This window comes from Rhodococcus sp. ARC_M6 (assembly GCF_022810305.1).
Taxonomy (GTDB): Bacteria; Actinomycetota; Actinomycetes; order Mycobacteriales; family Mycobacteriaceae; genus Rhodococcus_F.
In genome coordinates this window covers 53,867-75,400 of sequence record NZ_JALGQH010000018.1, presented here as the reverse complement: position 1 = coordinate 75,400, position 21,534 = coordinate 53,867, and the positions used below count along the sequence as shown (strand labels likewise).

Here is a 21,534-nt window from a genome sequence, read left to right as displayed (position 1 = left end):
TCGAACGTAACTGTAGTACGAATACGCGAGAGAGATCTTGCCAAGGAGAGGACCCTGACATGTCGAACCTTCAGCTCGAGGGCAAAGTTGCCGTGGTGACCGGTGGAAGCCGTGGACTGGGACGCGAGATGGTCCTGGGCTTCGCCGAGGCCGGTGCAGATGTGATGATCGTCAGCCGGAAGCTCGACAGCTGTGAGGAATTGGCGGCGCAGGTACGGGAGAGCACTGGCCGTCGGGCTGTCGCTTTCGCGTGCCACATGGGTGACTGGGCGGCTCAGGACGGACTCGTGGAGCGTGCCTACGAAGAGTTCGGCCGGGTCGATATCCTGGTGAACAACGCGGGTATGTCGCCGCTGTACTCGAGTCTCGACGAGATCTCGGAGGACCTGTACGACAAGGTGATGGCGGTAAATCTCAAAGGCCCCTTCCGGTTGACCGCGCTGGTCGGTAAGCGTATGGCCGAGGGGGACGGCGGTTCGATCATCAATATCAGCAGCATCGCCGCTGAGCGCCCTACTCCCGGTGACCTGCCTTATGCCGCCGCCAAAAGTGGGCTGAACATTCTCACCAAGGGCTTCGCGCAGGCCTATGGCCCGAAAGTGCGCGTCAATGCGATCATGGCCGGCCCGTTCCTGACGGATATCAGCAAGGCCTGGGACATGGATCAGGTTGCGGAGCGCATGCAGGCATATCCACTGCGCCGCGCGGGAAATCCCAACGAAATTGTCGGTGCCGCACTGTACTTGGCGGGTGATGCATCGAGCTACACCACTGGAGCATTGCTCCCCGTGGACGGTGGACGTATCGCCAAAGCTTAGTCCGTAGCACTCGGTTCACGGTGCATCGGCGCCGAAACCACACACTTCCACGAAAGGAATAGCGATGTCTTGGGGTTTTGAGACCGACCCGGAGTACCAGAAGGTTCTGGATTGGGCCGAGGAGTTTGTTCGCGAAGAGGTAGAACCGGTCGACCGCGTCATCACCCATGCCTGGGACATGTCGGATCCTCTGCGCAACAAGCTGATCAAGCCGTTGCAGCAGAAGGTTCGTGAGAAGGGACTGTGGGCTACACACCTTGGTGCCGAACTCGGCGGACAGGGCTACGGCCAGCTCAAGCTTGGCCTGCTTAACGAGATTATCGGCCGCACACACAGCGGACCCGTTGTTTTCGGCTGCCAGGCACCAGATTCGGGAAACACCGAGATTCTGGCCCACTACGGCACCCCAGAGCTCAAGAAGCGCTACCTCGAGCCCCTCGTCGCCAACGAGATCGTCTCCTGCTACGCGATGACGGAACCCCAGGGTGGATCCAACCCCGTGGAGTTCGAGACCACCGCTGTTCTCGATGGCGACGAGTGGGTTATCAACGGCGAGAAGTGGTTCGGATCCAACGCGCGATTCGCGTCCTTCTATATCGTGATGGTAGTGACCGATCCTGAGGCTGAACCCCACAAGCGCCTTTCGCAGTTCATCGTTCCGGCCGAGACGCCGGGACTCTCGATCGTTCGTAACACCGGTGTGTGGGGACACGACTACGAGGTCGGTACCCACGCGTACACGCGGTGGGAGAATGTGCGAATTCCCAAGGACCACATCCTCGGTGGAGTCGGACAGGGCTTCGAGGTGGCGCAGACCCGTCTCGGCGGCGGCCGGATTCACCATGCGATGCGTACCGTCGGATTGGTGAAGGCTTCACTCGACATGATGCTCGAGCGCGCAGTGTCTCGCACAACACGAGGTGGTCGACTGGGCGACAAGCAGTTGGTTCAGGAGATGATCGCGGACTCATGGATCCAAATTGAGCAGTTCCGCCTGTTCGTGTTGCGCACCGCGTGGAAGATCGATCAGGAGAACGACTACCGCAAGGTCATCAAGGACATCGCAGCGGTCAAGGCTGCGATGCCGAAGGTGCTTCTCGACGTCACCTCTCGTGCCGTTCAGCTGCACGGTTCGCTCGGCGTCTCCAAAGAACTTCCGTTGGGTAAGTGGCTGCTCGAGAGCTACCACATGGGACTTGCCGACGGTGCTACCGAGATTCACAAGATCGCCGTAGCACGTCAGCTGCTGCGCGGGGTCGAGCCGGCGGAGGGCCTGTTCCCGAGCTACCACATCCCGGCCCTCGAGGAGAAGGCACGCGCGAAGTTTGACCTGACGGACAGCGCGTACGACGCGTAATCCGGTAGGGCGGTATTGAAATCGAGCGGGGTTCTCCGACACTATTTTCCAATGGTGCCGGAGAACCCCGCTCGATTTCTGAACGAAATCTCAGCTGTCTCGACTGATGACGAATGCCGTGGAGCCGGCCAAGCCGTTCGAGACAGTCACGATCGATCGTGACGCCCCCGGTACCTGTCGTTCGCCGCCGCGATCGGTGACTTGATAGGCCGCTTCGGTCAGTTGCGTCATGCCGTGCAAGCGTCCTTCTGCCAGGCAGCCACCGCCGGTGTTGACCGGGAGAGTGCCGGTGAGGCGAGCGTTGCCGTCGTCGATGAACCGGAGCGCCTCGCCGGGCGGAACCAAGCCCAGGCCTTCGAGCCAGGTGTGCGTGAATACGCTGAATCCATCGTAGAGTTGAGCGACATCGATATCGGAGGCACTCAAACCGGTTGATGCCCAGAGGCGTTCACCGGTCTGTGCGCAGCCGGCGAGGATGTCTTCCAGGTTCATCGGCACACCGGTGGAACCGAGACGGGTGCTGGCGGCGTAGCCACTCACCAAGGCCGGTGGATTCTTCAGATCACGCGCACGGTCGGCGCGGGTGAGAACCATCGCGACCGCACCGTCGACGGGAATATCGCAGTCCAGCATGGTGATTGGGTCGGCGATCATGCGCGAGGCCAGGTACTGCTCCGTCGTCAGGGGTTTGTCACGGAAGAACGCGTGAGGGTTCTTGTTTGCGTTGGCGCGATTATCCACCGCGAAACGCGCCAGACTCTCGCGCGTCCCGCCCCGCAGATCCAGGAAGCGACGGAAGACGGTGGCGGCCCAGGCTGCGGGCATCGAAAAGCCGTAGGGAGCAAAGTACTGGTCTCGGCCGGCAGCGTGGGCGTTGGTGAAGTTCGAGTAGCGTCCGACCGGCATATGTAGTGCGCGATAGACGATTACGTGTGAACAGGCACCGGCGGCCAGAGCGTTGATAGCGTCGATAGCGGCATGGGTGACCATCGGGGTCGTGTTGCCCATCCAGGTCAGTTGATCTTGGATATGCATTGCCTGACCGAGAAATCCGGGTGTGACGACGTCGACGCCGTCGATAGTGCCCTTGTCTCCGCCGTAGACGGGCATCGTCGGAGTGGTCGCCAGTCCGTCGATGTCCTTGCGGGCCAAACCCGCATCGGCGATCGCTGCATCTACTGCCTCGAGAGTCAACGATGCCAGTGTTCGAGGGGATCGGCGGGTGAGTTCGGTGTACCCGATTCCGGCGATCGCTACCTTGTCGCGTAGTTCCCACATGGGTCAGTCTCCAGTCGTGTTGAAGTGCGCCGGGCGGAACTGAGGCAGTTCACAATCCGGGGTCAGACTCTCGAACGTCACTTCCATCGGAATTCCAATTTTTACGGATTCAGTGGGCGTATCCAGGATATTGGCGATCATGAACAGTCGGTCCTGCTCTTCGAGTTCGATGACACCGACGATGTACGGCAGCATGTTTGCAAAAGCTGGTGCCGGAGCATCGTGAATAACTGTGTAGGAGTAGAGCTTTCCCCGGCCGGAGACATCTCGGTAGTCGAGGTCGTCGTTGTCGCATTGTGGGCAGATGCCGGCTGGTGTGTGAATCAGCAGTTCGCACGGCGCGCAGTACTGAATTGCGAGGCGGTGCTCACGCGCGGCAGTCCAGTATCCCGCCGAGTTCTCATCGGGTCGAGGGATCGGCTTGCGGACGTCGGCGCTGGTGTCTTTGGAGGGGCCGGTGTCTTCGGACGGATTGGGGTCTTCGGATTCGGTCATGGATTACTCCTCATTCCGGTGGTCTTGTGTAGTTGAACGCGGAGCCCTACTATCGACTCTAATTCAAATAATCATAGTCATGAATTGAGAACAAGGTGACGGGATAGGCGACTGCAATCGCCGGACGAGGCTTCCGGCGGGGCGTGCGCCTCGGGATCGAAGTCAATGGTTGCCGAAGTCTATGATCATGATTATAGTGAAATGGGTTACAGTGGGTTCAAGCGAGTCCACGGGTGTCACTAGAAGGAGCGCGAGATGAGTTCTGATTCTGTGGGAACGCAGGCCGGCAATGGCAATCGACTGCGCTGCAACGTGTGCGGTTCCGAAGCGATCGTGACAAAGGCCGGCGGATCGGCTCTCACGTGTTGCGGCCAGTCTGTCGAAATTACTTTCGGCGCATAGCAAACCGATAATCACCGCATTCCGGTCTGCCGAAATGCGTCAGCAAGAAGGGCATGAACATGAACGAGGTTGGTAAGCGCTATACCTGCGCGACCTGTGAAACCCAGATCATCTGCGTCAAGAAGGGTGATGGGCAGTTCACCTGCCACGGTGTTGCAATGGAACTCGTTACGGCGAAGCCACTTCCGTCATCCGACTGAGCGAACAAGGCTCTCGGTTCGGTATCTGCACAAACAAAATCGTATCGGCCGTGTCGTCGGCCTGCTGGCAATGCTGCGCGTACCGCGCATGAGATAAGGAGACGGTGCAATGGTCGGTCCACTTGACGGACTCGTAGTCGTTGATGCGAGTTGGGGAATGCCGTCCGCTATTTCCAGCATGATGCTCGCCGACTACGGAGCGAGGGTCATCAAACTGGAGCGCCCGGGCGGTGGCCACGATGCGAATTCTGCGATGCGTAAGTCGCTGGACCGTGGAAAGTGGAGTGTTCAGGCAGATCTGCGTACTGATGAGGGACGCAAGATCGCGGAGCAGTTGCTTTCCACCGCAGATGTTTTCATCGAATCGTTCGGTAGCGGACGGGCGAAGGAATTCGAGCTCGACTACGAAGCAGTCCATGCTCGTCATCCTGAACTGGTGTATGCCTCGGTAACCGGTTACGGCAACGAGGGACCACTTGCACAGCGACCCGGATACGAGGCGCTCCTCAATGCGCGTCTGGGGCAGATGGCTGAGCAGGGCGGTCACCGGTCCGGTCCGATCTTCATGGGGCACCCGACGGTCTCGTACGGCACTGCCTTCATTACTACCATCGGTATTCTTTCGGCCCTGCGTGCCCGAAAGCTCAACGGCACCGGCCAGAAGGTTGATACCTCTCTGCTCGACGGAATGCTGGCTATCTCGTCGATGAACTGGTGGTGGAACGAGAAGGACATTTCCTACCTGGCGCGCAGCGGTACGCAGACCGGCTTCGGTAACAAGCGTCTGATCACCGACCCTTTCCAGTGTGCCGACGGCAAATGGCTGACCCCGCACACCGGCGGTCCCGGATCCTACAAGCGCATGATGGACCTGCTTGGTTTCGGTGATCAGACTCAAACCATCGACGGTCCCGAGATGTCAGTGCCGCTCAACGACATCGAGCTCGACATTGCTCGCAACAAGGTTCCCGAGGCGTTCAAGTCGCGTAACCGCGACGAGTGGCTCGAGATGTTCCATGCTGCCGATATCGCGGCTTTGCCGCTCTTGCATCCGGAAGAGACGTTCGAAGACGACCAGGTGAAGTTCGCCGAGATCGCCATCGAACTGCCTGACGAAGATCACGGAACGATCCGACAGATCGGACCGGTCATCCGTTTCGAGAAGTCGAAGCCGGCAACACCGACTGCTGCTCCGCGTCCCGGCGCGCACGACGAGCGCATCGGTGAAATTGCGCGCTCACCGATCTGGGCACCCGCGCCGACTGAAGGCTCCGCGGTCACCGCGCCGCTGCAGGGCGTCAAGATCCTCGACTTCAGTTCCTACTTTGCGACCGGATTTGCGGCCCGTCTGCTGTCGGACCTGGGTGCCGATGTCATCAAGATCGAGCCGCTGGTCGGTGATCAGATGCGTCCGCTGGGCGACCTTTTCGAGGGTGCGAACCGCGGAAAGCGCAACATCGCTCTGGACATGCGAACCAAGAAGGGCCAGGAAATTGCCCACCGGTTGGTCGCCGAGGCCGATGTGGTGCTGCAAAATTACCGACCTGGTAAGGCCGAGAAGATCGGTCTCGGATACGAACAGCTCAAGGCAATCAATCCGGATCTTCTGTACGCATACTTGCCCGGATTCGGCTCGGCTGGTCCGAAGTCGTCGCTGAAGTCGTTTGCGCCCTTGGTCTCCGGTCTGGTGGGTCTCAACTTCGAAGGCTCCGGCAAGGGCAATCCGCCGATCCGTCGGGTTATCGGCAACGAGGATCTCTACAACGGTTTCCTTGGGGCAGTGACCGTTCTGCTCGGACTGCACCACCGCCTCAATACCGGTGAAGCTCAGTACGTGGAGAGTCCACAGTTGCACTCGAGCCTGTTCGTGATCAGTGAGCACTCGGCGGACCTCGAGGGCAATGCGATACCCGCGCATGAGCTTGATTCCGATCAGAACGGGTGGTCTCCGCTCTATCGTCTGTACAAGACGTCAGACGGGTGGATCTGCATCGCTGTATTCGGTGATGCGGCATTCGGTCGACTGGCAGCCGCGCTCAACACCCCCGAACTCTCGTCGGACCAGCGGTTCGCTACGAAGGCTGCCCGCGTTGACAATGCGGAGGCGTTGGCGGAAATCCTCCAGGCAGCATTCGCTGCACTCGACAGCGCTGGGGCATTCAAGATGCTCGACGACAACAACGTTCCCGCGGAAATTCCTCTCGACTACCCGATCATGCCCGAGTTGCTGTGGGAGGAATGGGCGCTCGACTCCCAGCGCGTCGTCGAACATCACCACCCCGAATACGGCTGGTCGCGTGAAGTCGGCATGGTGATCCATCTGTCCGATACTCCTGGCCGCTTCAAGGGCGGAAGCCCGCAACTCGGTCAGCACTCGGCGGAGATTCTAGCCGAATTGGGCTACAGCGCCGACGAGATCGACTCATTCATGGCATCCGTGTGCAAGCTGCCCACGGTCGCGGCAAAGGAATCCTGACGCATGGACATCACATACCCCGCGGAGGCCGAGAAGTATCGTTCGGAAATCCGGGCTCTGCTCGAATCGAACCTTCCGGAGGACTGGCGTGGCATCGGCTCGCTTCCGGACGCCGAGCAGGTTGCATTCTTGAAGGTATGGCGAAAGGTTCTCTCGGAGAACAACTTGCTTGCTGTTTCGTGGCCGAAAGAATACGGCGGTGGCGGCCTGTCCGATCTCGAACAGGTTGTGCTCAATGAGGAACTGATGCGACTCGGGGTGCCCGAGGGCACCGAGAACGATTCGCTCGGACTGAAGTTGCTGGGAAATACGATCACCGTGCTGGGCACTGACGAGCAGAAGGACTACTTCCTTCCTCGTATGCTCTCCGGTGAGCACGTCTGGTGCCAGGGCTATTCGGAGCCGGAGGCAGGCTCTGATCTGGCCGGTATGCGAACCAAAGCAGTGCTCGACGGTGACGAGTGGGTTATCAACGGCCAGAAGACCTGGACCTCGGCCGGTAGCAACGCCAACTGGATCTTCGCGATCGTCCGTACCGACCCGAGCGCAGTGAAGCACCGGGGCCTGTCCTTCCTGCTGGTACCGATGGATCAGCCCGGCGTAGAGGTCCGACCGATCGTCAATGCCGCCGGCTACGTCGCGTTCAACGAGGTGTTCTTCACCGACGCACGGACAGCGAAGTCCAACGTGCTCGGTGAAGTCAACGGTGGGTGGGCCACTGCCAACATGCTGCTCGGATTCGAGCGAGGCGTGCGCGCGACCACCGACGCAGTTCGTTTCGGCCGTGAGGTCGAGCGGATGATCGAACTGGCCCGTGAACGTGGCCTGTCCGACGACCCACACATTCGTAGTGAATTGGCGTGGTGCTGGTCGCGTGTGCAGACCATGAGGTTTCGCGGATATCGGGCGCTGACGAAGTTGCTCAGCGGCGATGTCCCCGGAGTCGACGGATCTTTCAGCAAGGTGATCTGGAGTGAGTTCTTCCAGCGGTACACCGAACTGGGAATGGAGATTCTCGGTTTGGAAGCGTTGGCGCCGACAGGCCAGGGCAACGGAGGCATCCTCGTCACCCCGCAACCGGGCACCGAGAATTCGTCGAACTGCTGGACCGACATCGCACTGTACGCGCGCGCCGCGACGATCTACGGCGGCAGTTCGCAAGTTCAGCGCAACATCATCGGTGAACAACTACTCGGACTACCCAAAGAGCCTCGTCTTGACGGCGGGCCGTTCCAGGACATCGGGCGACGCAAGAGCGCCTGAACGAAAACGCTTTCGCCGCTCAGGCGGCAGAACGGAAGAGCATCGTGTACTTCGCATTCGACGAGGACCAGGACGAGTTCCGCACTTCGTTGCGCAGGCTCCTGTCCGAACGTGCACCTATGACCAAGGTTCGTGACATCGCCCTGGGCGGCGGGTATGACACCGAGACCTGGCAGTTGTTGGCCTCCAACATGGGTGTGCCTGGTTTGCATGTTGCCGAGGAGTTCGGTGGAGGAGGATTCAGTTTCCTCGAAACCGCAATCGTGGCACAGGAATTGGGTCGGGCGCTGACGCCGGTGCCGATGATCGCGACCGCCGGCGCAATTGAAGCGATTCTGTGCTTGGGAAGTGCCACGCAGAAGCGGGATCTGCTTCCGAAGTTGTTGGACGGCAGTGTCATCGGCTCGCTCGCACTTGCCGGAACCAAGGACGTCGAGGTAGACGTCGCGTTGGTGCGTGCGACGGGGGATGCGCCGAAGTTGACGGGCCGACTCGACTACGTTGCGTTCGGTCACATTGCCGATCTGTTGGTTGTTCCGGCAGTGACGCCGGACGGTGGTGCGGTGGCACTGTATGTGGTGGCGGCAGATTCGGCCGGGGTAGCGATTACGGGACGCGACTCGCTCGACTTCACTCGCCCAGTTGCAACGGTCGAGTTGAACGACGCCCCGGCTCAGTTGCTCGGCGCCGACGTGCGATCGATCGAGCGGGTTATCGGCGTGGTGCGTACACTGCTCGCAAACGAAGCGCTCGGGGCTGCGGAAGCGGCACTCAACATGGCTGTCGAGTACGCGAAGCAGCGCGTTCAGTTCAACCGCGTGATCGGCTCGTTCCAGGCGGTCAAACACAAATGTGCGGACATGGCGATTTCGATCGATGCGGCTCAGGCTACGGTCATGTACGCGTCGATGTGCGCCGAGCATGACAATGACGAGTTCCTGAGGGCGGCAATCATGGCCAAGGGGCAGGCTTCCGAGTGCCTGACACTGTGTGCGAGTACGAATATTCAGGTTCATGGCGGTATCGGTTTCACCTGGGAAGCTGATCCGCATCTGTTCTTCCGGCGCGCCAAGGCAGTCGAACCGATCTTCGGCAATAGTAATCAACATCGTGCGGAGTTGGCTGACTTGGTCGGAATCTGAACTAACGCAAGATTTTTCGTGTTACAAACGATCGGCTGCGCGCCCTTTTGGAGGACGTGCAGCCGATCGTTGTGTTGGTGAGGCGTCTGCGCCGAGCACCTTTCGGCTCCTGGAATGCTCGATCGTGGAAAGAGCGCGAACCGTATTTTATGAAAATGATCCTCATAGATCTTGACTCTGACGCAATCTAGGCGAATGATATTCATTGGTCGTGACTCGAATCACGAAGAGCTTATGAGTTAGCTGGTGTTATCCACCGCTGACAGGCAGTTTGGAGTATGGACCATGAGCGCATCGAGCGCGGGGCGTGAAAGTCGCCTTCTCTTACTGATCGAGGTGCCCGCCGTCATCGTCACATTCCTGATGATGGTGCACATCGCAGCCAACGCGTTGCTGCGTTCTCTGGGCGGCGCCCCGATCAATCACACACTGGAATTGACCCAGTACTGGTACGTCCCGATCATCGCGCTGCTCGGATTCGTCGCGGCACAGGCGCGCAACGAACACATCACCGCAGACCTGATCTTTGACAAGTTGCCGCCAGTGACGCGACCGTGGGTGTTGGGTATCGGATACATCATCACTGCGGTGGTGATGGCTGGATTTGCTTGGTATGGATGGGGAGAAGCGCAGCACTCGGCCAAGATTGGTAAGACAGCGGGAGTCAGTACGCTGATCTCCTGGCCGGTCATGTTCCTTGTTCCATTGGTCTTCGCGAGTCTCACAGCGCAATTCGGATACGCGGCGTACCGATCGATTATGCGTCCGGACACTGTCGAGGAACTCGTTTCGGCGAACGAAGCGGACGAAGCGCGATTCACCGAAGCGGATGCTGAGCCATTGACCGATGCGGAGTCTTCCCACACCCCTGATTCAGCTGAGGTGGAAACAAAATGACCACTGTTCCTGAGATCGAACTCGAGAAGATATCTTCGGAGGAGTCAGGGCGTAAGCCGGACTCGTTCGTAGGACCGAACAAGAAGATCGCCTACCGGTCATGGATCACTTTCAGTGTGTTCGTAGCCGCCGCGGTCATTTCGAGTGTTGCAATTTTCTTGCCGCTCAAGTCGGAGGCGATCGGGATTGCAGCCATCGTCTCGATGGTGATGCTGATCTTCTTGCGTCTACCGGTCGCGATCGCGATGATCGTGCCATCCCTGGCTGCCATGTATTCGATGCGTGGTCCCAAGGTGGTCGAGACGATCTTCGCCACTGTGCCCTATGACGAGGTCGCCAGCTGGACTCTGAGTGTCCTGCCGATGTTCATCCTGATGGGATTGTTTCTGTGGAAGTCCGGCTTGACCGAAAGTCTCTACGGGGCCGGACGTCAGTGGCTCGGTTGGCTTCCCGGCGGACTTGCAGCGGGTACAAACCTTGCCGGAGCGGGGCTGGGCGCAGTCAGTGGATCCACCACCGGCACGGTGTACGCACTCGCGCGCATCGGCGTTCCGGAGATGCTGAAGGCCGGGTACAGCAAGCACTTGGCAGTTGGCGCGGTTCTCGTTGCGAGCCTGCCCGGGCAGTTGATCCCCCCGAGCATTCTGATGGTGCTGTACGCGGGCATCGCCGAGGTGCCGGTTGGCAAGCAGTTGATGGCGGGCGTCGGACCGGGTCTGCTGGTGATGGTCATGTTCACGATCATGATCGTGGTCTTTGCCAAGTTCGGTAAGGGTATCGACCCCAGTGCCGCCGATCCGTCGTCGATCGTCAAGACGAGTTGGCGCGGCCGCTTCGACAGTCTGGTGAACATCTGGCCAGTGCCGCTGATCGTCTTCATCATCACCTACGGCATGTTCTCCGGTCTTTTCACGGCGACCGAAGCCGGTGCCGTTGCGGCACTTGCATCGCTCATCGTCTTGGTTATCTGGAAGCGCAAGGGTGGGGCTTGGGCTGCGGTGTCGGAGGCTTCCCTTGGCGCCGTGGCAACTGTCGGCGCAATCTTCATGCTTTTGGTGGGTGTCGCCATTCTCTCGCGCATGATGACCCTGACCGGCATCAGCAACGGATTCGCCGACCTCGTCGCCGATATGAATCTCGGACGTGTGCAGTTCCTCCTGATGATGATGGTCGTGTATCTCTTCCTCGGTGCGTTCATGGACTCGCTGGCGATGATGGTTCTGACCGTGCCGATTCTGATCCCGACGTTGGCCACCCTGGATATTTCACTACTCTGGTACGGCGCGTTTGTCGTCTTCATGTGTGAACTCGCCGTGATCAGCCCGCCGGTGGGAATTCTGTCGATGATCGTGCACTCACTGGTCAAGGATCCCAAAGTCAACCTTGGTACTCCGATTTCTCTCAAGGATGTTTTTGTCGCTGCCGGGTGGTTCCTGCCCATGGCGGTGATCGTGATCCTGATCCTGATCTTCTTCCCGGAGATCGCCACTTTCCTTCCTGATCGAGGCGCAGGTTAAAACCTTGTCGCGGTGGTGAATTCGTTCCGGATGCAGTTAGGAAAGGCCCGCAGGTAGGGCAGAGTCACGAAGATCGATGAATGGGAGATTTCAATGACGATGACAGTGCGCAGGCTCGAAGGTGAGATTGCATTCGTGACCGGTGGAGGTTCGGGAATTGGCGCATCTTCGGCACTACGTCTCGCTGCGGAAGGTGCACGCGTGGCCGTGATCGATGTCCACAAAGATGCGGCCGAGCGTACGGTTGATGAAATCGCATCGCAGGGTGGAACTGCCGTGGCCTTCGGAGCAGATGTGCGCGATAGTGATGCGCTGCAATCAATCGCTTCGCAGGTTGTGGAGCAATTCGGGGCCATCAGCATCGTCTTTACCGCTGCTGGCGTCAGTGGTGCCCGCGTCGACAGTCACGAGTATCCGATTGTAGAGTGGCAAAACGTCCTCGACATCAATCTCAATGGCACGTTCTTTGCAATTCAGGCTTGTCTGCCGTCGATGGTGCAGGCAGGTCGTGGATCGATCGTCACATGCGGATCGACTTCGTCATTCGTGGCCACCCAGGGTGGCTTGGCGCCCTACCGTGCGTCGAAGGGCGGTGTGAAGATGCTGACTCAAACGCTTGCTGTCGAGTACGCGCCCAAGGGAATTCGCGTGAACAGCGTGTGCCCAGGTGCCGTCAAGACCAACCTCACCGCCAATACCGCGGCGCTCGTACCCACCACGGGGCAAGTGAAGAACCCGTCGAAGCCGCTGTCCGTGCCACTCGGCCGATACGGTGAGCCGGAGGAGATCGCCTCGGTCGTCGCCTTCCTGGCATCCTCCGACGCGTCGTACGTGACCGGTCAGGCCATTCTTGTCGACGGTGGCGTTACCGCCGAATAAACATCAGTGCACCAACATGATTCGATCTGCTGAAGGGTGCGGGATCCTCTATGGATTCGGTACCCTTTTGGCATGCGGCGAGACGATTGGCCGATGGATCCGTAAGTAGAATAATTATTCGCATCAATTCTTGACTTTCCGGCAATCTAGACGCATGATTGTCATGTAAGTGAGGCGAATCACGTGAAATGGATGCCGTGCGTCGCTGTCCGCATGTGCCTTGGTTGCGCTGCGGATGAATAGAACCTCTAAGTGATACAGGTCCAGGTCGGACCGCGATGAAGGAGTCCCTGTGAGGATGTTCGAGGACAAGCCGAAGGCGTTGTTGCGTTTCGGTGCCCTGGCAACTGTGGGGGCTATTGCTCTCACAGGTTGTGCTGAATCCGGTGGCGGCAATTCAGGGAGTGGCGAAGGACTGTCATACGGGGCTTCCAAGGAGGAGTACCAGGCTGCTTTCGCGGACATCGACCAGATCACGCTCCACACCCAATCGCCGGGCGCAGCGGGATCGACCGCAGGTGCATTTTTGGAGAACTACCTGAAGTCTGTCGAGGAATGGTCCGACGGCAAGATCAAGTTCGATATTGCGTACTCGGACGCTATTGCCAAGGCCGCTCAGATCGATGACGCGGTGCGGGACGGACGTCTCGACATCGGTCAGGTTGTCGCAATCTATGAGCCCAAGGAATTCCCGGCCACGGCGGCGCTACTTGAAACCAGTGTCCTCTCGGATCAATCGGTCGTGACCGGTACCTTGCAGTCCAACGCATGGGCACCTGAACTTGCCTTCAATACTCCCGAGATAGTCGCGGAATTCGAAGACAAGGGCATGAAGCTGATGTTTCCGTCCTACAATGCCGGCGTGAATGCGCTGTTCTGTACGAAGGAACGGATCACGCCTTCCGAAATCAACGGCGCCAACATCTCGGTGGGCAACACCGCGGGGACGCAGCAGGTGAAGTCGATAGGTGGCAACGCAACTTCGGTGGCCTACACCGAACTGTACGAAGCACTTCAGCGCGGTGTAATTGACTGCAGCATGTCGAGTCCGGCTGTGGGAATCTTGGGCGGATTTATCGAGGCCGCACATCAGGTCGTCATCGACCCCGATGCAGGCTTGGCGGTGCCGACCGGAAACATGGTTATCAACCAAGGCGTCTGGGACGGACTGCCTTTGGTGGCGCAACAGTTGCTCTGGGATCGCATGGAGACCTTCATCTCTGGCAGCATTGAAGACAAGATCTGGCCGATTACGGTTGAGGCAGTTCAGGCAGTACGGGCAGCAGGTGGCTCGGTGCAGGCATTCGATCCAGCACTTCGTGCGAAGTTGCAGGAGACCAACGCCGGCATCCTGGCGGATGTGTCGAAGAATTCCACCTTCGAGGACGGTGCACAGTTCGCAGCCAATGCCAAGGAACTCGCTGACAAGTGGTCCAAGATCGTCACCGAGCTCGGATACACCAACGAGACTGACTACAACGGCTTCGCTGACTGGTATGCACCAGGCAAGATTGACATCGGCCCATTCGTGGACAAGTTCTACGAAGAGGTCCTGCTCCCTAATCGGCCTTCCTGATCGAACAAGCGGCGCTGATATGAGTCTTGGATGAACTCCCGAGTCGGGTTCGCACTCACAACGTGTGAACCAGGCTCGGGCTTTCGTATTTCGATATCCATGTAATGGAATGGAGTAGCAGCATATGGCGCAACGTGATTCGGGATCCTCTCCCATTCATTTGGAAGACGCGATTGATATGCATTGCCATTTCGGCCCGGAGCCGCTCGTAGAAAAGCTCGCGAAGGTGCCGCACAGTGTGGACCCGATCGAGGCTGCGGCCGAGGCGGAAACACTGGGAATGAAGGCAATCGTATTGAAAGCCCACGAATTTCCTTCGACGACAGCCGCGTACCTCGCCAACAAGGCAGTCCCCGGGGTTCGTACCATTGCCGGTATCTGCTGTGATCATCCAGTGGGCGGGTTGAATCCACACGCGGTGGAGGTGGCGCTGCGCAACGGAGCCCAGGTGGTGTGGCTTCCCACGATCTCGGCACAGCAGGATGCGCCGGTCACGGTGGAGAAGTTCTTCGGTATCACCGAGGGTTTGCGTGTAGTCGACAACGACGGCGAACTCCTTCCCGAGGTTCGGACAATCATGGATCTCGTGATCGAACACGGGGGAGTCCTCGCTACCGGTCATATCTCGAAGGCGGAACATTTTGCCGTGTCGCGTGAATTCGGTTCGCGCGGAAACCTGTTGGTCACGCATGCCATGCATGAAACGACAGGACCCCGGCTGAATGTTCAGGAGACCCTGGAGCTTGCCGACCTGGGCGCGTTCATCGAGTTGACCGCTCACACCTGCATGGGTGCTCCGTCCTCGTTCGGCAATGTGATCGAAGCGATCAAGCTGATCGGGCCGGACCGGGCAGTTGTGTCCACCGATTACGGCTGGAGTTGTAATGTTCCGAAGCCCGGTGCAGGACTGCAGAGCTACATAAATGCGCTCTGGGACGAGGGTGTGTCGGAGACCGATCTGCGCACCATGGCGTGTGACAACCCGGCTCGGCTGCTGAGTCTGACCGGCTAGTGAGTCATGTAGTGCGTCACTGAAAGATGGTCAGCCGGATGATTCGATAGCCCTCGTCACCGACTGACATGGAAAATTTCTGTCAACTGAAATAGTGAAGGATCAGTAATGGGACGAGTAGCAGGCAAAGTTGCATTCATCACCGGAGCGGCACGTGGGCAGGGACGTTCGCATGCTCTGCGTCTCGCTGCGGAAGGTGCCGACATAGTCGCCACCGACGCGTGTGAAGACATCAGTTCGCTCGAATATGCGATGGCGACCGAGGATGATCTGCGTGAAACCGAGCGACTGGTCAAGGAACTCGGGCGTCGGGTCCTCATTCGCAAGGTCGACGTCCGTGACCAGGATGGCATGAATGCAGTCGCGAACGACGCGGTCGAGGCATTCGGCGGCATCGATATCGTCAGTGCCAACGCCGGTGTCTGTGGTTGTATCCCGACGCTTGATCTGTCCACGGACGAGTGGCAGGACATGATCGACATCAACCTGACCGGTGTCTGGCGCACGGTCAAAGCGACCGCGCCCCATATGATCAAGGCGGGCAAGGGCGGCTCGATCGTGTTGACCTCCTCGGCCGTGACGTTCAAGGGTTCGGCAAATGTCGCGCACTACAACGCATCCAAGAGCGGCGTCGAAGGTCTGATGAAAACCCTGGCCAACGAATTCGGTCCGCACAAGATTCGCGTCAACACCGTCCACCCCGGCAACGTGGGTACCGCGATGCTGTTCAGTGACTCCACTTTGCGAGTATTCAACCCGGACAAGGAAAACCCCACGATCGAGGACCTGCGCGAGCGGGCACGTGGTCGCAATCCTCTCGACACAGCCTGGGTCGAACCCGAAGACATCAGCCATGCCGTCCTGTACCTTGCCTCCGATGAAGCCCGCTTCGTCACTGGCGTATCCCTGCCCGTCGACTGTGGCCTCCGGGTCAGTTAAGAGATTGTGATGCAGAAGATTACGAAGGATCGGCATCTCGGACGACGGATTGTCGTCAGCGGCGGAGTCGGTGGCATCGGTGCTGCGGCGATTGCCCGCCTGGTGGACGAGGGGGCTGCAATCGGCATCCTGGATATCGACGAAGCGGGCGCGCAGGCACTGGCGGCACAGATCACGGCTGCCGGAGGTGTTGCGATCGGTGTGAAGTGCGACGTTGGCGACGAATCATCGGTATCGGCAGCGACTGCCACCGTTGCCGAGCACCTTGGCGGTATCGACGGAGCAGTCACCTGTGCTGGAATTGCACGCTCTTCGCTCGCCGGTGAAATGGCTTTCGAGGACTGGGATTCGGTGATCCGGATCAACCTGACGGGTTCGTTCCTGGTATTGAAATTCGCCCTCCCTCACATGGAGAGGGCCGGCGGGGGCAGCGTTGTCACGATCGGGTCAGTGGCCTCGTTGATCTCGGCCAACAAAAACACTCCCAGCTACGACGCGTCCAAGGCCGGAGTCGTGGGGCTGACTCGCTCGGTGGCTATCGGGTACGCGGACAAGAATATTCGAGCGAATTGCCTGTGCCCGGGTGTCGTAGATACGCCATTGGCCCAAAAGGCGCGTGAAGTGGGTGGCGTAACCAGCACTGCCTTAGCTCAGACTCCGCTTGCGCGGCGCGCTGAACCGGCGGAGATGGCATCGATCATTTCGTTCCTGCTCTCCGACGAGGCGTCTTACATCACCGGTTCCACGCTGGCCGCCGACGGCGGACTCACCGCGCAGTAACTCTGCAACATCGACTGCCGAATGAGGCGGTGTCCGTAGCGGATACCGCCTCATTCGCTATCGGAGAGTCGGTTCAGGCGGCGCTACGGCCACCGTCGACGGCGTAGATCGAACCAGTGACCCAATTAGCCTCGTCGCTGGCCAGGAAGAGCGCGAGGTTTGCGACGTCATCCGGGGTGCCGAGACGCTGCAGCGGGAAGCGCTTGGACACTTCGGCGTCCTTTGCTGAGTGATCGGCGTTCGCCGGGGCATCGCCGCGCTCTTCTCTCGAGCGATAGACGAGGGGTGTGGGAATTGTGCCCGGGCAGATTGCGTTGACACGAACCCCGTTGGGACCGTAGGTGACTGCCATCTGTTTGGTCATCGCTATGACGCCACCCTTCGCTGCCGTGTACGGGAAAATTCCGTTGATCCCAACCAGGCCACCCATGCTGGCCTGGTTGATGATCACGCCTTCGCCGCGTTCGATCATATGGGGCAGAACGTATTTCGCTGAGAGCCAGACACCCTTGAGATTGATATCGATGACCTTGTCCCACAGGTCCTCGCTGATGTCGGCGGCGTTGCCGGTGCCGGCAACGCCGGCGTTGGCGAACAGGATATCTACCCGGCCGAGTTGCTCGATGGCGTCGGACACCATCTTTTCGGAGTCGGCAGAGGAGGAAACATCGGCCGCGAGACCAATCGCGCGCCCCCCTCTCTCTCGGATTTCCTGTGTAACTGCTTGTGCAGCAGTGAGGTTCAGGTCGACGCAGGCTACTGCGGCTCCTTCTTCTGCGAAGCGAAGCGCAGTGGCTCGGCCGAGGCCTGAGCCCGCACCGGTGATCAAAGCGGTTTTCCCGGCCAAACGTCCAGTGGTACTCATCGATGGTTCCTCTCGTACGTGTTATAGATTGATGATAATCAATCTATACAATCCATTGACACAGGCAGGCACTGTGAGGAGTATTGCGAGTATGACATCAGGTAGTGCAGTCGGTCCGGAAGATTTTGTAGACATCCTGGGACAGACACGTGAGTTCATCCGAAAGGGCGTTGTTCCGCGTGAACAGGAGATCGCCGACACCGACAGTATTCCGGAGGACATTCGTAAGAATGCCGCCGCGATGGGCCTTTTCGGGTATGCCATTCCACAGGAATGGGGTGGCCTGGGACTGGATCTGACGCAGGATGTCGAACTCGCAATGGAGTTCGGATACACCTCGCTGTCATTGCGATCCATGTTCGGCACTAACAACGGCATCGCCGGCCAGGTTCTGGTCAACTTCGGTACTGATGAGCAGAAGCAGCAGTGGCTCGAGGGCATTGCATCCGGAGATGTCGTGGCCTCATTTGCGCTCACCGAACCCGGCGCGGGTTCCAACCCGGCGGGGCTGCGAACCAAGGCCGTACACGAGGGCGATGATTGGGTGATCTCCGGAGAGAAGCGGTTCATCACCAATGCCCCACTCGCGGACCTGTTCGTAGTGTTTGCTCGCACGCGTCCAGCGGACGCGAACGGTACGGGCATTGCGGTGTTCCTGGTCCCGGCCGACGCTGAAGGCGTGCAGGTCTCCCCGAAGGATCGCAAGATGGGGCAAGAAGGCGCCTGGACGGCTGACGTGCATTTCACCGATGTGCGAGTGCCGAATTCAGCTCTCGTGGGTGGCAACGAGGACGTGGGTTACCGCGCGGCGATGACCTCGCTGGCTCGCGGCCGCGTGCACATCGCAGCGTTGTCTGTCGGCTCGGCACAGCGTGCACTCGACGAAGCAGTCGCATACGCCGCGACAGTGACGCAGGGTGGTACTGCGATCGGGGACTTCCAATTGGTTCAAGCGATGATCGCCGACATCGCGACCGGTGTGATGGCCGGTCGGGCGATGGTCCGTGAGGTGGCGGCGCGCTATGTCTCCGGGGAGGATCGTCGGATCGGGCCCTCGGCCGTGAAGCTCTTCTGCACCGAAATGGTCGGGAAGGCAGCTGATCTCGCCGTGCAGATCCACGGTGGTAGTGGATACATGCGAGAGATGCCGGTCGAACGTATCTACCGTGACGTGCGTCTGCTGCGCCTGTACGAAGGCACCAGCGAGATTCAACGCCTGATCATCGGTGGCGGTCTGGTTAACCAGGCCAAGAAGGTTGCCGCCGCCGGAACGGGGCGTTGATCATGTCGGATACTGCAACTTCCACAGGTCTGCCGCTCGAAGGTGTCACGGTTGTAAGCCTCGAGCAGGCTGTCGCAGCTCCCATCGCCAGTCGTCACCTCGCCGACCTCGGCGCGCGCGTGATCAAGGTCGAACGCATCGGGGAAGGCGACTTCGCCCGAAACTACGATGCGGCCGTACACGGGTTGGCTTCGCACTTCGTGTGGCTGAACCGGAACAAGGAGTCGATCTGCGTCGACCTCAAATCGGAGCAGGGACGCGCGGCGATCATCGATCTGATCGCTTCGGCAGATGTGTTCATCCAGAACTTCGCGCCCGGTGCAGCGGAACGTCTCGGGCTCGGCGCGGATGCGCTGCGCGCCGACCACCAGGAACTGATCGTCGTGAACATGACCGGTTACGGCACTGCAGGGCCGCTCAAGGATCGTAAGGCTTACGACATGCTGGTGCAGGCGGAGACCGGTCTGTGCTCGATCACCGGGACGCCTGAAACCGCAACCAAGACAGGTGTTCCCGCATCTGATATCGCCGCAGGGTTGTATGCGTTGACATCGGTGCAGGCGGCGCTGTTCCGTCGGGAACGCACCGGTGCGGGTGCCACGATCGACGTCGCGATGTTCGACGCCACGGTGGAATGGCTGGGTCATCCGATGTATATGCAGATGTACCAGGACACACAGATCAAGCGGATGGGCCTCAGTCACGCCTCGATCGCGCCGTACGACGCGTACCCGACTGCTGACGGGCAGATCCTGATCGGCGTGCAGAACGATCGTGGATGGACGCAGTTGGTTGCAGAGGTGTTCGGGCGACCAGATCTGGCGGAGCATCCGCGGTTCGCCACCAACATTCTTCGCGTTCAGCATCGCGGTGAGGTCGATGCTCTCGTGGCGGAGTTGACCCGCGAGTTCAAGACGGCCGACCTCGACGACAAGCTGGCACAGGCTGGTGTTCCGGCTGCGCAGCTCAACGACATGAAGGCGCTCCTGGCGCATCCGCAACTCGAGGAGCGGGATCGGTGGCGAGAGGTAAGCACCGAAGCCGGCCCGATTCGGGGAGTGCTGCCACCGATGACTTTCTCGGATGTGGAGATGCGAATGGACGCGGTGCCGGCGTTGGGCGAGCAGACGGATGCCATTCTCGGTTCGCTGGGACGCTCCGCTGAGCAGATCGAGGCGATGCGCTCGTCGGGCATCGTGCAGTAACTTTATTGCCAATTCAGGCAGCGGCAAAGGGGAATGGCGTTCAAGAATCTTCGCGTCAACGCGGGAGTGAGCGGCGGACGACGGGTGTGAGTGTGGTCTGTGCCGCGAACCGTATGGGCGATTTACGACGTTGATCATCAATTGCATCGATTACGTTGTGATGCGCCGTACGATGAGGTAAACATAGTCAGGAATTGCCATTTTCGTACTCCTGGTCGGGAGATCGTGGCTAGTGGAGGTGTGTAGTGGTACGGGCAACATTGCGTCCGCAGAAGACTGCGATGCTTGTCGCGCAGCGGATCGTTGAAGATATCAACCGCCGCGGCAACAAGGTCGGTGATCGGTTGCCGCCTGAGCGAGTGATGCTCGAGGAATACGAAGTTGGACGTGGCACGCTCCGGGAGTCGCTGCGGTTCCTGGAATTGCAAGGAGTGCTTGCACTCAAACCGGGGCCAGGTGGTGGTCCGATTGTTCAGCAACCGGACAGCGCTGCGCTCGGCACGGCAATCACGCTGCTGCTGCAGTTCGAGAGCGCTCCGTTTCGAACGATCGTCGAAGCGCGTACAGCGCTCGAGCCGATGATGGCCAAGCTTGCGGCGGAACGGATTAGCGACGAGCAATTGGTGGCGCTCAAGCATTGCGTCGAACATCAACGGGCCAACCTCGACGACGAACAGATCTTCGTGGAGATGAGCCGGGTCTTCCATGACACGGTCGCGCAGGGTTCAGGAAATGTCCTCTTCGCTTACCTCATACATGCGCTGCTCGACATGCTCGACGGTTCGGCAATGGGCATGGAGTATCCCATGCGTAGCCGCGTCGCGACCTGCGATATCCACGAGAAGATCTATCTTGCGGTGGCCGATGGGGATCCAGTTGCGGCGTTGACGGCGATGGAAGAACATATTGCCGGCATCTGGCGTTACGACACCAAACATTACCCGGAGTTGCTCGACACCCCGATCGCGTGGGGTGGGCGCGACTGATGCGTTAGAACGCAACAGATTTCATCCGACATATCGGAGAAGATCTCGCAATCGTCGTCAGTATCGACAACCGAGTGCCGGTCCACCCTCAAGGGCAGACCGGCACTCGGTTTGTTGCGTCCCACTTTCGGCGGATCCGCCGTGTCTGACAATCTCGGGTCTGAC

The 21,534-nt window shown here is 59.4% G+C and carries 19 protein-coding genes; 16 read left to right on the top strand and 3 right to left on the bottom strand.

From position 1 onward, the window contains the following. Positions 1 to 59: 59 nt before the first annotated feature. Entirely contained in the window at positions 60 to 818 is a 759-nt protein-coding gene (locus MTX36_RS18680) for an SDR family NAD(P)-dependent oxidoreductase (protein ID WP_243621180.1), read from the top strand. Positions 819 to 882: 64 nt separating this feature from the next. Beyond that, positions 883 to 2,175, top strand: coding sequence for an acyl-CoA dehydrogenase family protein (locus MTX36_RS18675; protein WP_243621179.1), 1,293 nt, complete (start codon positions 883 to 885; stop codon positions 2,173 to 2,175). Between the two features lie 90 nt (positions 2,176 to 2,265). Here MTX36_RS18675 and MTX36_RS18670 read toward each other — a convergent pair whose 3' ends face one another. Together MTX36_RS18670 and MTX36_RS18665 are read right to left on the bottom strand one after the other, a co-directional pair. After that, entirely contained in the window at positions 2,266 to 3,453 is a 1,188-nt protein-coding gene (locus MTX36_RS18670) for a hypothetical protein (RefSeq protein ID WP_243621178.1), read from the bottom strand. 3 nt (positions 3,454 to 3,456) lie between these two features. After that, the gene (locus tag MTX36_RS18665) at positions 3,457 to 3,948 is read right to left on the bottom strand and encodes a Zn-ribbon domain-containing OB-fold protein (RefSeq protein WP_243621177.1); all 492 of its coding nucleotides are present in this window, start codon (positions 3,946 to 3,948) and stop codon (positions 3,457 to 3,459) included. A 255-nt stretch (positions 3,949 to 4,203) separates the two neighbouring features. Between MTX36_RS18665 and MTX36_RS18660 the strand changes: the two genes are divergently transcribed. The 11 genes from MTX36_RS18660 to MTX36_RS18610 all read left to right on the top strand — a co-directional run bounded on the left by MTX36_RS18660 (position 4,204) and on the right by MTX36_RS18610 (position 17,031). After that, positions 4,204 to 4,350 (top strand): hypothetical protein, encoded by a 147-nt coding sequence (locus tag MTX36_RS18660; protein WP_243621176.1) that lies wholly within the window; start codon positions 4,204 to 4,206, stop codon positions 4,348 to 4,350. A 309-nt stretch (positions 4,351 to 4,659) separates the two neighbouring features. Continuing rightward, positions 4,660 to 7,026 (top strand): CaiB/BaiF CoA-transferase family protein, encoded by a 2,367-nt coding sequence (locus MTX36_RS18655; RefSeq protein WP_243621175.1) that lies wholly within the window; start codon positions 4,660 to 4,662, stop codon positions 7,024 to 7,026. Between the two features lie 3 nt (positions 7,027 to 7,029). Beyond that, positions 7,030 to 8,289: an acyl-CoA dehydrogenase family protein gene (locus tag MTX36_RS18650; RefSeq protein ID WP_243621174.1), complete on the top strand. Its 1,260-nt coding sequence runs from the start codon at positions 7,030 to 7,032 to the stop codon at positions 8,287 to 8,289. A gap of 44 nt (positions 8,290 to 8,333) precedes the next feature. Then, positions 8,334 to 9,431, top strand: a complete 1,098-nt coding sequence (locus tag MTX36_RS18645) for an acyl-CoA dehydrogenase family protein (RefSeq protein ID WP_243621173.1) — start codon at positions 8,334 to 8,336, stop codon at positions 9,429 to 9,431. Positions 9,432 to 9,716: 285 nt separating this feature from the next. After that, a complete protein-coding gene (locus MTX36_RS18640; RefSeq protein ID WP_243621172.1) occupies positions 9,717 to 10,328 on the top strand; it encodes a TRAP transporter small permease in 612 nt (203 codons plus the stop codon). Beyond that, positions 10,325 to 11,845: a TRAP transporter large permease gene (locus MTX36_RS18635; protein WP_243621171.1), complete on the top strand. Its 1,521-nt coding sequence runs from the start codon at positions 10,325 to 10,327 to the stop codon at positions 11,843 to 11,845. The genes MTX36_RS18640 and MTX36_RS18635 overlap by 4 nt, the downstream gene beginning before the upstream one ends. A gap of 93 nt (positions 11,846 to 11,938) precedes the next feature. Next, entirely contained in the window at positions 11,939 to 12,724 is a 786-nt protein-coding gene (locus MTX36_RS18630; protein ID WP_243621170.1) for an SDR family NAD(P)-dependent oxidoreductase, read from the top strand. Between the two features lie 298 nt (positions 12,725 to 13,022). Further along, positions 13,023 to 14,300, top strand: a complete 1,278-nt coding sequence (gene dctP / locus MTX36_RS18625; RefSeq protein ID WP_243621223.1) for a TRAP transporter substrate-binding protein DctP — start codon at positions 13,023 to 13,025, stop codon at positions 14,298 to 14,300. Positions 14,301 to 14,424: 124 nt separating this feature from the next. After that, complete coding sequence (locus MTX36_RS18620; RefSeq protein WP_308198236.1) at positions 14,425 to 15,312, top strand: DUF6282 family protein; 888 nt, start codon at positions 14,425 to 14,427, stop codon at positions 15,310 to 15,312. 108 nt (positions 15,313 to 15,420) lie between these two features. Then, positions 15,421 to 16,251, top strand: coding sequence for a mycofactocin-coupled SDR family oxidoreductase (locus tag MTX36_RS18615; protein WP_243621169.1), 831 nt, complete (start codon positions 15,421 to 15,423; stop codon positions 16,249 to 16,251). A gap of 9 nt (positions 16,252 to 16,260) precedes the next feature. After that, positions 16,261 to 17,031: an SDR family NAD(P)-dependent oxidoreductase gene (locus MTX36_RS18610; RefSeq protein WP_243621168.1), complete on the top strand. Its 771-nt coding sequence runs from the start codon at positions 16,261 to 16,263 to the stop codon at positions 17,029 to 17,031. Between the two features lie 73 nt (positions 17,032 to 17,104). On the opposite strand, the gene MTX36_RS18605 is transcribed toward MTX36_RS18610, so the two are convergent. Then, complete coding sequence (locus MTX36_RS18605) at positions 17,105 to 17,896, bottom strand: SDR family NAD(P)-dependent oxidoreductase (RefSeq protein ID WP_243621167.1); 792 nt, start codon at positions 17,894 to 17,896, stop codon at positions 17,105 to 17,107. 91 nt (positions 17,897 to 17,987) lie between these two features. Between MTX36_RS18605 and MTX36_RS18600 the strand changes: the two genes are divergently transcribed. The 3 genes from MTX36_RS18600 (at position 17,988) to MTX36_RS18590 (ending at position 21,369) form a co-directional block, all read left to right on the top strand. Further along, positions 17,988 to 19,178 (top strand): acyl-CoA dehydrogenase family protein, encoded by a 1,191-nt coding sequence (locus MTX36_RS18600; RefSeq protein WP_243621166.1) that lies wholly within the window; start codon positions 17,988 to 17,990, stop codon positions 19,176 to 19,178. Positions 19,179 to 19,180: 2 nt separating this feature from the next. Continuing rightward, on the top strand, positions 19,181 to 20,383 hold the full coding sequence (locus MTX36_RS18595) for a CaiB/BaiF CoA-transferase family protein (protein ID WP_243621165.1): 1,203 nt from the start codon (positions 19,181 to 19,183) through the stop codon (positions 20,381 to 20,383). A gap of 245 nt (positions 20,384 to 20,628) precedes the next feature. Further along, on the top strand, positions 20,629 to 21,369 hold the full coding sequence (locus tag MTX36_RS18590; RefSeq protein WP_243621164.1) for a FadR/GntR family transcriptional regulator: 741 nt from the start codon (positions 20,629 to 20,631) through the stop codon (positions 21,367 to 21,369). Positions 21,370 to 21,534 lie beyond the last annotated feature (165 nt).

What these genes read in the sequence shown, in the direction of transcription:
- dctP (WP_243621223.1), top strand. Translation starts at nt 13,023, where the DNA reads ATGTTCGAGGACAAGCCGAAGGCGTTGTTGCGTTTCGGTGCCCTGGCA.
- MTX36_RS18595 (WP_243621165.1), top strand. Translation starts at nt 19,181, where the DNA reads ATGTCGGATACTGCAACTTCCACAGGTCTGCCGCTCGAAGGTGTCACG.
- MTX36_RS18600 (WP_243621166.1), top strand. Translation starts at nt 17,988, where the DNA reads ATGACATCAGGTAGTGCAGTCGGTCCGGAAGATTTTGTAGACATCCTG.
- MTX36_RS18670 (WP_243621178.1), bottom strand. Translation starts at nt 3,453, where the DNA reads ATGTGGGAACTACGCGACAAGGTAGCGATCGCCGGAATCGGGTACACC.
- MTX36_RS18605 (WP_243621167.1), bottom strand. Translation starts at nt 17,896, where the DNA reads ATGAGTACCACTGGACGTTTGGCCGGGAAAACCGCTTTGATCACCGGT.
- MTX36_RS18640 (WP_243621172.1), top strand. Translation starts at nt 9,717, where the DNA reads ATGAGCGCATCGAGCGCGGGGCGTGAAAGTCGCCTTCTCTTACTGATC.
- MTX36_RS18615 (WP_243621169.1), top strand. Translation starts at nt 15,421, where the DNA reads ATGGGACGAGTAGCAGGCAAAGTTGCATTCATCACCGGAGCGGCACGT.
- MTX36_RS18660 (WP_243621176.1), top strand. Translation starts at nt 4,204, where the DNA reads ATGAGTTCTGATTCTGTGGGAACGCAGGCCGGCAATGGCAATCGACTG.
- MTX36_RS18655 (WP_243621175.1), top strand. Translation starts at nt 4,660, where the DNA reads ATGGTCGGTCCACTTGACGGACTCGTAGTCGTTGATGCGAGTTGGGGA.
- MTX36_RS18635 (WP_243621171.1), top strand. Translation starts at nt 10,325, where the DNA reads ATGACCACTGTTCCTGAGATCGAACTCGAGAAGATATCTTCGGAGGAG.
- MTX36_RS18675 (WP_243621179.1), top strand. Translation starts at nt 883, where the DNA reads ATGTCTTGGGGTTTTGAGACCGACCCGGAGTACCAGAAGGTTCTGGAT.
- MTX36_RS18610 (WP_243621168.1), top strand. Translation starts at nt 16,261, where the DNA reads ATGCAGAAGATTACGAAGGATCGGCATCTCGGACGACGGATTGTCGTC.
- MTX36_RS18680 (WP_243621180.1), top strand. Translation starts at nt 60, where the DNA reads ATGTCGAACCTTCAGCTCGAGGGCAAAGTTGCCGTGGTGACCGGTGGA.
- MTX36_RS18630 (WP_243621170.1), top strand. Translation starts at nt 11,939, where the DNA reads ATGACGATGACAGTGCGCAGGCTCGAAGGTGAGATTGCATTCGTGACC.
- MTX36_RS18650 (WP_243621174.1), top strand. Translation starts at nt 7,030, where the DNA reads ATGGACATCACATACCCCGCGGAGGCCGAGAAGTATCGTTCGGAAATC.
- MTX36_RS18665 (WP_243621177.1), bottom strand. Translation starts at nt 3,948, where the DNA reads ATGACCGAATCCGAAGACCCCAATCCGTCCGAAGACACCGGCCCCTCC.
- MTX36_RS18620 (WP_308198236.1), top strand. Translation starts at nt 14,425, where the DNA reads ATGGCGCAACGTGATTCGGGATCCTCTCCCATTCATTTGGAAGACGCG.